Source organism: Pseudomonas sp. HMWF006, assembly GCF_003061205.1.
Classification (GTDB): domain Bacteria; phylum Pseudomonadota; class Gammaproteobacteria; order Pseudomonadales; family Pseudomonadaceae; genus Aquipseudomonas; species Aquipseudomonas monsensis.
Genome location: NZ_QAIU01000055.1, coordinates 1 through 11,979 on the forward strand (window position 1 = coordinate 1; position 11,979 = coordinate 11,979).

Here is an 11,979-nt window from a genome sequence, read left to right on the forward strand (position 1 = left end):
CTGCACACCCTGCCGCAGGATTACGTGATCGACAACCAGGAAGGCGTCCGCGAGCCTCTGGGCATGTCCGGCGTCCGTCTGGAAGCCAAGGTTCACGTGGTCACCTGCGCCGTCAACGCCGCACAGAACATTGAAAAATGCGTGCGTCGTTGCGGTCTGGAAATCGACGACATCATTCTCGAGCAACTGGCCTCGGCCTACTCGGTGCTGACTGACGACGAAAAAGAGCTGGGCGTGTGCCTGGTCGACATCGGCGGCGGCACCACCGACATCGCGATCTTCACCGAAGGCGCGATCCGCCACACCGCAGTGATCCCGATTGCCGGTGATCAAGTGACCAACGACATCGCCATGGCGTTGCGCACCCCGACCCAGTACGCCGAAGAAATCAAGATCCGCTACGCCTGCGCCCTGGCCAAACTGGCCGGTGCCGGTGAAACCATCAAGGTGCCGAGCGTCGGCGACCGTCCACCGCGTGAACTGTCGCGTCAGGCTCTGGCCGAAGTGGTCGAGCCGCGTTACGACGAACTGTTCACCCTGATCCAGGCCGAGCTGCGTCGCAGCGGCTACGAAGACCTGATCCCGGCGGGCATCGTCCTGACCGGCGGCACGTCGAAGATGGAAGGCGCCACCGAACTGGCCGAAGAAATCTTCCACATGCCGGTCCGCCTCGGCGTGCCGCATGGCGTCAAGGGCCTGGATGACGTGGTGCGCAACCCGATTTATTCCACTGGCGTGGGTTTGTTGATGTACGGCCTGCAAAAGCAGTCCGACGGGGTTTCGTTCTCCGGCATCGGCAGCCGCGACAGCTACAGCAACGAAGAGCCACAGGCGCCGTTGCTGGACCGATTGAAGAAGTGGGTTCAAGGCAACTTTTAAAAGCAGCTCGGAGCGTCAAGCTTCAAGCGGCACGCAATAGCAGTAGATGCACCGCAACAAACAGCAGTAGGCGAAAAAACTAGAGAATGTAAGGAGAGGGAAAATGTTCGAACTCGTAGACAACATCCCCGCAAGCCCGGTAATCAAAGTTATCGGTGTTGGCGGTGGCGGCGGCAACGCTGTCAACCACATGGTCAAGAGCAACATCGAAGGCGTTGAGTTCATCTGCGCCAACACCGATGCTCAAGCGCTGAAAAACATCGGCGCGCGGACCATCCTGCAACTGGGCACCGGCGTGACCAAAGGTCTGGGCGCTGGCGCCAACCCTGAAGTAGGTCGTCAGGCCGCTCTGGAAGACCGTGAGCGCATTGCCGAAGTCCTGCAGGGCACCAACATGGTGTTCATCACCACCGGCATGGGTGGCGGTACCGGTACCGGTGCTGCGCCGATCATCGCCGAAGTGGCCAAGGAAATGGGCATTCTGACCGTTGCTGTCGTAACGCGTCCGTTCCCGTTCGAAGGCCGCAAGCGTATGCAGATCGCCGATGAAGGCATCCGCATGCTCTCCGAAAGCGTCGACTCGTTGATCACCATTCCCAACGAGAAGCTGCTGACCATCCTCGGTAAAGACGCAAGCCTGCTGTCGGCTTTCGCCAAGGCAGACGATGTACTGGCCGGTGCCGTTCGCGGTATCTCCGACATCATCAAGCGTCCGGGCATGATCAACGTCGACTTCGCCGACGTGCGTACCGTGATGAGCGAAATGGGCATGGCGATGATGGGCACTGGCTGCGCCAGCGGTCCGAACCGTGCACGTGAAGCCACTGAAGCGGCGATCCGCAACCCGCTGCTGGAAGACGTGAACCTGCAAGGCGCGCGCGGCATCCTGGTGAACATCACCGCCGGTCCTGACCTGTCCCTGGGTGAGTACTCCGACGTGGGTAGCATCATCGAAGCCTTCGCTTCTGAGCACGCGATGGTCAAGGTCGGTACCGTGATCGATCCGGACATGCGCGACGAACTGCACGTTACCGTGGTTGCCACCGGTCTGGGCGCGAAAATCGAGAAGCCTGTGAAGGTCATCGACAACACCGTTCACACTTCGATGGCGGCTGCTCAGGTGCAACAACCGGCTCCGACCCGTCAGGAAGCACCCGCGGTGAACTACCGTGATCTGGACCGTCCGACCGTCATGCGCAACCAGGCTCAGGCCGGTGCTGCGGCTGCCGCGAAGATGAATCCGCAAGATGACCTGGACTACCTGGACATCCCGGCTTTCCTGCGTCGTCAGGCTGATTGATGGAATGTATCAGGGCTATGAAGGTGATTGGTGTTCAGCAAAGGCTCGGTCTGCTATCATCGCCAGCCTTTGTTGATACCAGTTCGCAATTTGCGCTGAAGCGGCCCAAGCCATGATTAAACAACGCACACTGAAAAATATTATCCGTGCCACAGGTGTAGGCCTGCACTCCGGTGAGAAGGTCTATCTGACCCTCAAGCCTGCGCCTGTCGACACTGGCATTGTGTTTTGTCGCGCTGACCTCGACCCTGTGGTGCAGATTCCTGCCCGCGCGGAAAACGTCGGTGAAACCACTATGTCGACGACGCTGATTAACGGCGACGTCAAAGTGGACACGGTAGAGCACTTGCTCTCGGCCATGGCTGGCCTGGGCATCGATAACGCCTACGTCGAGCTCTCCGCGTCCGAAGTCCCGATCATGGATGGCAGCGCTGGACCTTTCGTATTCCTGATTCAATCGGCTGGCCTGGAAGAACAGGACGCCGCCAAGAAATTCATCCGCATCCTGCGTGAAGTGACAGTGGAAGACGGCGACAAGCGCGCCACTTTCGTCCCTTTCGAAGGGTTCAAGGTGAGCTTCGAGATCGATTTCGATCACCCGGTATTCCGGGACCGCACCCAAAGTGCAAGCGTGGATTTTTCCAGCACTTCGTTCGTAAAAGAAGTCAGCCGCGCCCGTACCTTTGGTTTCATGAGTGATATCGAGTACCTGCGCAAGCACAACCTCGCACTCGGCGGCAGCGTTGAAAACGCAATCGTGGTCGATGCCGATGGCGTACTGAACGAAGACGGTCTTCGCTATGAAGACGAATTCGTGAAGCACAAGATCCTCGATGCCATTGGCGATCTGTACCTGCTGGGTAACAGCCTGATTGGTGAGTTCAAAGGCTTCAAGTCCGGTCATGCACTGAACAACCAGTTGCTGCGCAAGTTGATTGAGCAGACAGATGCTTGGGAAGTGGTGACGTTCGAAGACGCCAGTACCGCACCGATCTCTTACATGCGCCCGGTTGCGGCAGTGTAAGTAAAAAACCTCTCTAGTTTTTTGAAGGCCATCCTCGGATGGCCTTTTTTTATGCCTGTGGTTTCTCTAGTGCCTGATCTGGCCTCTTCGCGAGCAAGCTCGCTCCCACAGGGGAATGCACTTCAAATGTGGGAGCGAGCTTGCTCGCGAAGGCGCCGTTGCAATCGCCACAGACCTTTCAGGTAGCCACCACCACCCGATTGCGCCCACCTTCCTTGGCCTGATACAGCGCCTTGTCCGCTGCAAACAACAGCTGCTCCAGCGTCATTTCCTTCGCCGCCGTCCACGTCGCGATGCCAATGCTCACGGTCATCGGCCACTCCGCGCCGTCGACCAACGGCAACTGCTCCACCGCCTGACGAATATGCTCGGCAATCTGCTGTGCGCCATGGCCATCGGTCTCGGCCAGAATCACCGAAAACTCCTCGCCGCCATAGCGCGCCACCAGATCCGCCGGTCGCCGCACATTTTCGGTGATGACCTTGGCCAGCGTCTTCAGCGCCCGGTCGCCGGCCTGATGGCCATGCCGGTCATTGAACGCCTTGAAGTGATCGGCATCGATCATCATCACCGACAACGGCTGGCCTGAACGCTGGGCGCGGAACCACTCGTGGCGCAACGACTGATCGAGCATGCGCCGGTTGGCCACGCCGGTCAGTGCATCGGTCGCGGCCAGTTGCGCCAGCTCGCGCTCGGCGCGCTGGCGCAAACGCAGCTCCCGGGCGAGCAGCCAGGTCAACCAGAGTAATCCGGCGCAGAGCACGCCGGTGGCACCACTGATCAGTATCGCGGTACGGCGCCAGGTGCCGAACACTTCATCGCTGGACAGCGCGACCATCACCGTCAGGGGCAGATTGCCGACCCGCGAATAGGTGTAGAGGCGTTGCTGATGGTCCATGCTCGAGGTGCTGGTGAAACTGCCATTGCCGTCCTTGTCGCCCAGTATCCGCATCACGTTTGGTCGGTTGCCGAAACTTTTGCCGATGGAGTCGCTTTGCAGATACGGCTTCTGCGCCAACAGGACGCCGTCGCTGTTGATGATGTTCAGCGTGCTGTCTTTGCCGATGTCGAGGCTGTTGAACAACTGATCGAAGTAGTCGAGCTTCATCGACGCCACCGCCACGCCGACGAACTCGCCGGTGTCCGAGGAGATCCGCCGACTGAAGCTGATGCGCCACTGGTTGGCCTCGTCGCAATCGCAGCGGGTTTTGAATGGACGACTGATGAACATACCGGTGTCGCGGTTTAAGGCATGGGCGAGGAAGTACTCGCGGTCGGCAAAGTTGCCCGGCTTGGGCACTATCCGTGAAGAGTCGGCGACCACATCGCCGTGCTTGTCGAGCAACAGGATGTCGCCCTTGAAGCGGGCCGTCGTGGAGCGGTCGAACAGCGCCAGATGGCGGATCTGCGGAGTGACGTCGTGCAAGTCATCGCGTTGGGCGGCGGCGATCAGGCCTTGCAGGGTCAGGTCGTACAGTTCGACCGTGCGCAGCACGTCGGCGTCGATCAACTGCGCGATGGTGGTTGCGCTACGGGTGGCCGTTTCCTGAGCGCTGGCGTGCTCGCGAATCAGTAGAAAAGTGACGATGCACAGAATCGCGATCACCGTCAGCGAACTGCCGCAGATCAGCAGCAATTCGGGGCGTCCGGTCTTGCCCGCAGGTGAGGTACGGTTCGCGATCATGGTGGGGGCTGTCGGTTGAGGAGATCTTGTTAGCGTAGTTGCACAAACACTGAATCGACTGTGGCGAGGGCCCTTGCTCCCGTTGGGCCGCGTAGCGACCCCTCTTTTTGCGGAGGGGCCTGCTGCGCAGTCCAGCGGGAGCAAGCGCCCTCGCCACAGGATCTGTGCGAGTCGCGCCTGACTTTGGGGTGATCTTAGAAGACGTTGATCGGGTAGTCGATGATGACACGGTATTCATCTGTGTCAGTGTCGATCGCGCCGTAGCCGTTGCCGCCACGGTTGGTCGCCCATTGCAGGCGTATCGCGAGGTCTTTGGCCTGGCCGCTCTGCACCAAGTATTTCAGGTCGATGTCGCGCTCCCAGTGCCTGGCGTTGCGACCGTCGGCGCTGTACCACGAGGCGTAACCTTTGCTGGCCGGGTCGACCTTGGTCAGGTCCACGGTACCGCGCGAGTAGGACACCGCCGAGGTCAGGCCCGGCATGCCGAGGCCGGCGAAGTCATACGCGTACTTGAGTTTCCACGAGCGCTCGTTCGGGCCATTGAAGTCCGAGTACTGCTGGGAGTTATCGAGGTAAACGCTGTCACCCTGGCTGATGTAGTCGAACGGCGTGTTGCCGTTGACCCGTTGGTACGCGGCCGTGACGCTGTGGCTGCCGATGCCGATGGTGAAATGCAGGCTGTAGGTGTTGTTGTCGATGTCACCCAGCAATGCGTCGCCGGTGTCCTGCGTGTGATAGAAGTGCAGGCCCGGGTTGAGGCTGACCAGATCGTTAAGCGTCCAGGTGTAGTCGAGGTCGTAGTAGTACTGGTTCCAGATGTCCTTCAGCTCGGCGGCGTACAGGTTGCTGGTCAGGCCTTCGACGCCGCTCCAGGAAACCCCGGCCCAGTTCAGATGGCGGCTCTCGTCGCCCTCGGCGAGTTGGCCGTACGAGGTGCCGATGCGCTGGCGACCGCTCTGGTTGTAAGGCTTGGTGAAACTGGCCTGGCCAACCTCGAACATCCAGCCGTCGAAGCTGTGGTTGGTCAGGCTGACGCCACGGAAGGTCTGCGGCAGCATACGGCTGTCACCACCGGCGATCACCGGGTTGGTGAGGAACAGGTCGCCGGCCTTCAACTCGGTATCGAACGCACGCATTTTCAGGGTGCCGCCGGCAGTCGAGAATGCGCCCGGTGCCTTGCCGTTGCCATCGCTCACCGGGAGGATGCTCGAACCATCCGTGCCGCCACCGCCATCGAGCTTCAGCCCGAGCATGGCGTGCGCGTCGATGCCGAAGCCGATGGTGCCTTCGGTGTAACCCGACTGGAAGATCCCGAGAAACCCCTGGCCCCACTCGATGTTGTCGTCCGTCTGCTGCAGACGGTTGCGATTCATGTAGTAGTTACGGGCGTTGAGGTTGAGGCTCGCGCCTTCAACGAAACCTGCTTTGGCCGCTTCGTCGGCTTGGGCGGCGGGAACAATCGTTGCGGCGATTGCAATGAATAACGGGGTATAGCGGACTGGGTAACGCACTTGCGGTAAAGCTCCTTGGGTCAACTGACCCCTCAATGTCTTGAGGGGCTGGATGTTTCTTATTGTTACAGACGAACCGGATGGCTTTCAGACCACAACGAAAAAAGGCCGCTGAACATCAGCGGCCTGGAATGACGACGGTTGAACGGGAAGAGCCAAACAACCGCGTCGAGGGAAACGTTGGAACGGCGCGCGACTCAGCTGTCCTTCTCGGACGCTTTAGCCTGGGAAGCGGCGGCCTGCGGGGCTTGTGTGGCGTCTTGCGATTTGGCCATCACTTCTGCCTGAGACTGTTCGAATGCGTGAGCGCGAGCGGCATTCTGCGCTACGAACGACTGCGATTCTTCAGCCATCGCCATCGGCGACAGGATCAACGAGGACAAAACGAAAGCGCTGGCAATACCCATACTGTTGGACATCTTGAAAACCTTCTTGCTTGGCAAGTGCTGTTTGGTGCGGGCAAAGATAAGGTTGCCGGGCGTTGGGAAACAGCGTGATTTTCATAAATGACTGTTACAGCAGAAGCAAAAGTCACCCCCTCACCCCAGCCCTCTCCCCCAAGGGGGCGAGGGGGAAAGGGAGTAGATCTCCATGCTTTTCAAAGCCTGAGTTCGACTGGCTATTTCAGGTCGGTGTATTTCGGAACAACAACGCGGTCAGTCCCAAGTAGGCGAGGGGGAAAGGGAGCAGATCTCCATGCTTTTCAAAGCCTGAGTTCGACTGGCTATTTCAGGTCGGCGTACTTTGGAAGAACAGCGCGGTCAGCCCCAAGTGGGCGAGGGGAAAGGGAGCAGATCTCCATGCTTTTCAAACCCTGAGTTCGGCTGGCTATTTCAGGTCGGTGTATTTCGGAACAACAACGCGGTCAGTCCCCTCTCCCTCTGGGAGAGGGTTAGGGTGAGGGGCTTTTCAGACCGGCAGATAAATCCCGAAGGTATTCATCCCTCGATCGCTGCGCACAAACACATCCCCGCCATGCATCAGCGCAATCGCCTTGACGATCGCCAGCCCCAAACCATGGTTGTTGCCGCTGTTGCTGCGCGACGCATCCACTCGGTAGAAACGCTCGAACAGGCGCGGCAAATGCTCGCTGGCAATCGGCGATCCGGGGTTGGCCACGCCGATGCTCACCTGGTGCTCTTCCACCTCGATGCGCACCTCGATCACCTGGCCCGGCCCGGTGTGCTGCACCGCGTTGCTCAACAGATTGATCAACGCCCGACGCAAATGCGCGATCTCGATCCGCACCTGCGCATCGCCACTCACGTGCACCTGTACTTGCGCGTCTTCGAGGATGAAATCCAGGTACTCCAGCGTGGTCGCCACTTCATCGGCCAGCGAAGCTTCGGTGAGTCTGGTCGCCTTGCTGCCCTGGTCGGCGCTGGCCAGAAACAGCATGTCGTTGATGATCGAACGCAGCCGTTCCAGCTCTTCAAGATTGGATTGCAGCACCTCGAAATAATGCTCGGCAGAGCGCCCGCGGGTCAGTGCGACCTGGGTCTGGCCGATCAGGTTGGTCAGCGGTGAGCGCAGTTCATGGGCCACGTCGGCGTTGAACGATTCCAGCCGCGAATAGGCTTGTTCGACCCGTTCCAGCGTCGAGTTGAACGAGTCGACAAACTGCTCAAGCTCCGGCGGCAACGGCGACATCCGCAAGCGCCCGGCCCGCAGTGGCGGCGCCAGTCGTTGCGCCTCCTGAGACAGTTTGATCAGCGGTTTGAGGCCGATGTGCGCCACCCAGTAACCCAGCGCGGAAGCCATCAACACCCCGGCAATCGCCAGGCCGATCAGGGCGATCAGCAGGTTGTGCTGGGTCTCGTGGAAGGTCTCGGTGTCGATGCCGATCATGAAGCGCAGCGGCGGACGCTGATCCTTGGCCGGCAGTTCGGTGAGTAGCACTTTCAGCGGATAGGGATGATCGGGCAACTGCAGGTCATGCATGCCCGTCGGGCCTTTGGCGAAGGCGCGGATCAGCGCATCCGGCTGACCATATTCGTAGCCCGGATCACCACTCACCACCCAGAACTGAATGCGTTTGTCCTCTTCGCCCAGCAGCTTCAGCTTGGCGTTGATCTTCACCCAGTGTTCGGGCGTACCGTAGCGATTGAGCGCCGACTCGAGCACGCTGTAACGTGCGTCCAGTTCGGCTTCCGGCAGCAGGCCGAGGCCCTTGTCGACCTGCTGATACAACGCGCCGCCGATCAACAGAAACACCAGCAGCGCCACCAGCGTAAACATGCCGCTTAAACGCAGGGCAATCGAGTTACTGGACACCGCGGCTCTCCAGCACATAACCCATGCCGCGAATGGTGTGCAGCAGTTTCTCGTCGAACGGCCCGTAGAGCTTGGCGCGCAGGCGTTTGATCGCGACTTCGACGACGTTGGCATCGCTGTCGAAATTGATGTCCCAGACCATCTCGGCAATCGCGGTTTTCGAGAGGATTTCACCCTGGCGGCGGGCGAGGACGCTCAACAGCGAGAACTCTTTGGCGGTCAGATCCAGTCGGGTACCGGCCCGAGTGGCCTTGCGGCTGATCAGATCTATCCACAGGTCGGCGATGCTCACCTGCACCGGTTCATGGCCGCCGCTGCGCCGGGTCAGCGCTTGCAGGCGCGCCACCAGTTCGAGGAAGGAAAACGGCTTGCCGAGGTAATCGTCAGCACCGTCGCGCAGGCCTTTGATCCGGTCTTCGACCCGTTCGCGGGCGGTGAGCATGATCACTGGCGTCTGCTTGCGCGCACGCAACGCGCGCAGCACACCGAAGCCATCCAGGCCCGGCAACATCACGTCGAGGACAATCACCGCGTAGTCGCCTTCCAGCGCCAGGTGCAGGCCTTCGACGCCGTCGCGGGCCAGATCCACGGTGTAACCCTGTTCCGTCAGACCGCGGTGCAGATAATCCGCGGTTTTTTCCTCGTCTTCGATAATCAGAACGCGCATGACCCTGCCTCAGTCTGTGGTCGCCAGTGCCGCCGTGGGTACTGGTTTGGGGCGGTGAAACAGCCGCTCAAGCCACAAGTATATGACCGGCGTGGTGAACAGCGTCAGCATCTGGCTGACCAGCAACCCGCCGACCACGGCGATCCCCAGCGGCTGGCGCAGTTCGGCGCCGGTGCCATAGCCGAGCATCAGCGGCAGGGCGCCGAGCAGGGCGGCGAGGGTGGTCATGATGATCGGCCGGAACCGCGTGATGCACGCCTCGAAAATCGCCTCCTGCGGCGACAGCCCTCGATTACGCTGCGCTTCAAGGGCGAAGTCGATCATCAGGATGCCGTTCTTCTTGACGATACCGATCAGCAACACCAGCCCGATCAACGCCATGATCGAAAAGTCCTGGCCGCAGATCCACAGCATGATCACCGCACCCAAACCTGCCGCCGGCAGCGTCGAGATGATCGTCAGCGGGTGCACGAAGCTTTCATAAAGCACGCCGAGAATGATGTACACCGCCACCAGCGCCGCAAGAATCAGCCACGGCTGACTGGCCAGCGAACTCTGGAACGCCTGCGCCGCGCCCTGGAAATTGCCGCTGATCGCCGTCGGCATGCCGATCTCGGCCTTGGCCTGATCGAGCAGGATCACCGCATCACCCAGTGCCACGCCGGGCGCGAGGTTGAACGACAGGTTGGCGGCGGGGAACATGCCGTCGTGGGCAATCGACAGCGGACCGATGGTCGGCGCGTCGAATTTGGCCAGCGCCGACAGCGGCACCATCTCGCCACTCAACGGCGAGCGCAGGTAAAAGTAATTGAGGCTTTCGGCCTTGCCACGTTGTTTGGTGTCCAGCTCCAGAATCACGTTGTACTGGTTGACCTGGGTCTGGAACTCATTGATCTGGCGCTGGCCGAAGGCGTCGTACAGTGCCTCGTCTACATCGCTCGCAGTCAGGCCGAAACGTGCGGCGGCGCTGCGGTCGATGCTGATGTGGGTGATGCTGCCGCCCAATTGCAAGTCGTTGGAGATGTCGCGGAACGCCGGGTTGCTGCGCAGTTTTTCGGTCAGGCGCTGGGTCCATGTCGCGAGGGTTGCGCCGTCGTTGCTCTTGAGCACGTATTGATACTGTGCGCGGCTCGGGCCGGAGCTGAGGTTGATGTCCTGGCCGGCGCGCAGATAGAGGACGATGCCGGGGACTTTCATCAGTTGCGGACGGATGCGGTCGATGAACTGGCTGGCGCTGACGTCACGGTCGCCGCGTTTTTTCAAAGCAATCCAGAAGCGCCCGTTGGCGATGGTCTGGTTGCTGCCGGACACACCCACCGAGTGGGAAAACGCTTGCACGGCCGGGTCGGCGGCGACGATTTCGGCCATCGCCAGGTGTTTTTTCACCATGTCGCCGTAGGAGATATCCGCCGCGGCTTCGGTGGTGCCGAGGACGAAACCGGTGTCCTGCACCGGGAAGAAACCTTTGGGGATAAAGATGTAACCGCCAATCGCCATAGCCAGCGACAGGCCAAACACACCAATCATCAGTTTCTGATGGGCGAGGGCGCGGCGCAGGCCTTTCTCATACCAGCCGAGCAGGCGTTCGCTGAAGCCCGGTTTATCGCTGGCGTGATGCACCGGTTTACGCATGAACAGCGCCGCCAGCGTTGGCGCCAGGGTCAGCGACACCACCACGGAAATCATGATGGTCGAGGTCGCCGTCAGGGCGAATTCCTTGAACAGTCGTCCGACCACGCCGCCCATGAACAGCAGCGGAATGAACGCCGCCACCAGCGAGAAGCTGATCGACACCACGGTGAATCCGATCTCGCCGGCGCCCTTCATCGCCGCTTCGCGCATATCGTCGCCGGCCTCCAGATGTCGGTGGATGTTTTCCACCACCACAATCGCATCGTCGACCACGAAGCCGACCGCGACGACGATCGCCACCAGCGTCAGGTTGTTCAGGCTGAAGCCCAACAGGTACATGAGGGCGAAACTGGCGGTCAGCGACACGCCGAGTACCGCCGACACAATCATCGTCGCCGACAGCTGGCGCAGGAACAGCGCCATCACCGCCACCACCAGCAGGATCGCGATCAACAGGGTGATCTCGACTTCATGCAGCGAGGCACGAATGGTCTGGGTGCGGTCGATCAGGGTTTTCACCTGCACCGAGGCCGGCAACATGGCTTCGAGGCCGGGCAGGGCGGCTTGAATGCGGTCAACGGTTTCCACAATGTTGGCGCCGGGCTGGCGCGAGATCACCAGGTTTACCCCCGGTTGATCGCCGGCCCACGCTTGCACATAGTCATCTTCCGAACCGTTGATAACGTTAGCGACATCTCTTAGGTGAACCGGGGCGCCGTCCTTGTAGGAAACGATGAGCTGGCGGTATTCCTCGGGCTGGAACAACTGGTCGTTGGTCGACAGCGTGGAAATACTCGACTCGCCATACAGCGCACCTTTGGCCAGGTTGAGGCTGGTCTGCTGGATCGCCAGACGAATGTCGGCGAGGGTCAGGCCGATCGCCGCCAGTTTGTCGGCTGAGGCTTGGACGCGGATTGCCGGACGTTGCTGACCGGTGATGTTGATTTGGCCTACACCGTCGATCTGACTGATCTGACGCGAGAGCAGGGTTTCCACCAGGTCGCTGAG

The 11,979-nt window shown here is 60.4% G+C and carries 9 protein-coding genes; 3 read left to right on the forward strand and 6 right to left on the reverse strand.

The window, feature by feature from the left end:
• From ftsA to lpxC, 3 genes are all read left to right on the forward strand, one after another.
• A partial coding sequence (gene ftsA, locus DBR24_RS02090; RefSeq protein WP_128613751.1) for a cell division protein FtsA occupies positions 1 to 879 on the forward strand: 879 nt, incomplete at its 5' end.
• A gap of 103 nt (positions 880 to 982) precedes the next feature.
• On the forward strand, positions 983 to 2,179 hold the full coding sequence (gene ftsZ, locus DBR24_RS02095) for a cell division protein FtsZ (protein WP_123463154.1): 1,197 nt from the start codon (positions 983 to 985) through the stop codon (positions 2,177 to 2,179).
• A gap of 112 nt (positions 2,180 to 2,291) precedes the next feature.
• Complete coding sequence (gene lpxC / locus DBR24_RS02100) at positions 2,292 to 3,203, forward strand: UDP-3-O-acyl-N-acetylglucosamine deacetylase (protein WP_007916984.1); 912 nt, start codon at positions 2,292 to 2,294, stop codon at positions 3,201 to 3,203.
• 178 nt (positions 3,204 to 3,381) lie between these two features.
• Here the strand turns inward: lpxC and DBR24_RS02105 are convergent, their stop codons facing one another.
• From DBR24_RS02105 to DBR24_RS02130, 6 genes are all read right to left on the reverse strand, one after another.
• Positions 3,382 to 4,887, reverse strand: coding sequence for a sensor domain-containing diguanylate cyclase (locus DBR24_RS02105; RefSeq protein ID WP_128613752.1), 1,506 nt, complete (start codon positions 4,885 to 4,887; stop codon positions 3,382 to 3,384).
• A gap of 194 nt (positions 4,888 to 5,081) precedes the next feature.
• Positions 5,082 to 6,398 carry an OprD family porin gene (locus DBR24_RS02110; protein WP_128613753.1) on the reverse strand — a complete coding sequence of 439 codons (1,317 nt, stop codon included), beginning with the start codon at positions 6,396 to 6,398 and terminating at the stop codon, positions 5,082 to 5,084.
• A 197-nt stretch (positions 6,399 to 6,595) separates the two neighbouring features.
• On the reverse strand, positions 6,596 to 6,817 hold the full coding sequence (locus DBR24_RS02115) for a hypothetical protein (protein ID WP_123463160.1): 222 nt from the start codon (positions 6,815 to 6,817) through the stop codon (positions 6,596 to 6,598).
• A 490-nt stretch (positions 6,818 to 7,307) separates the two neighbouring features.
• The gene (locus tag DBR24_RS02120) at positions 7,308 to 8,672 is read right to left on the reverse strand and encodes a heavy metal sensor histidine kinase (RefSeq protein WP_128613754.1); all 1,365 of its coding nucleotides are present in this window, start codon (positions 8,670 to 8,672) and stop codon (positions 7,308 to 7,310) included.
• Positions 8,662 to 9,339, reverse strand: coding sequence for a heavy metal response regulator transcription factor (locus DBR24_RS02125; protein WP_128613755.1), 678 nt, complete (start codon positions 9,337 to 9,339; stop codon positions 8,662 to 8,664). The genes DBR24_RS02120 and DBR24_RS02125 overlap by 11 nt, the downstream gene beginning before the upstream one ends.
• 9 nt (positions 9,340 to 9,348) lie before the next feature.
• On the reverse strand, positions 9,349 to 11,979 hold a 2,631-nt coding region (locus DBR24_RS02130), incomplete at its 5' end, for an efflux RND transporter permease subunit (protein ID WP_128613756.1).

Excerpts from the sequence above, each read along its gene's own strand:
- DBR24_RS02115 (WP_123463160.1), bottom strand. The coding sequence starts at position 6,817 with ATGTCCAACAGTATGGGTATTGCCAGCGCTTTCGTTTTGTCCTCGTTG.
- DBR24_RS02125 (WP_128613755.1), bottom strand. The coding sequence starts at position 9,339 with ATGCGCGTTCTGATTATCGAAGACGAGGAAAAAACCGCGGATTATCTG.
- ftsZ (WP_123463154.1), top strand. The coding sequence starts at position 983 with ATGTTCGAACTCGTAGACAACATCCCCGCAAGCCCGGTAATCAAAGTT.
- lpxC (WP_007916984.1), top strand. The coding sequence starts at position 2,292 with ATGATTAAACAACGCACACTGAAAAATATTATCCGTGCCACAGGTGTA.
- DBR24_RS02105 (WP_128613752.1), bottom strand. The coding sequence starts at position 4,887 with ATGATCGCGAACCGTACCTCACCTGCGGGCAAGACCGGACGCCCCGAA.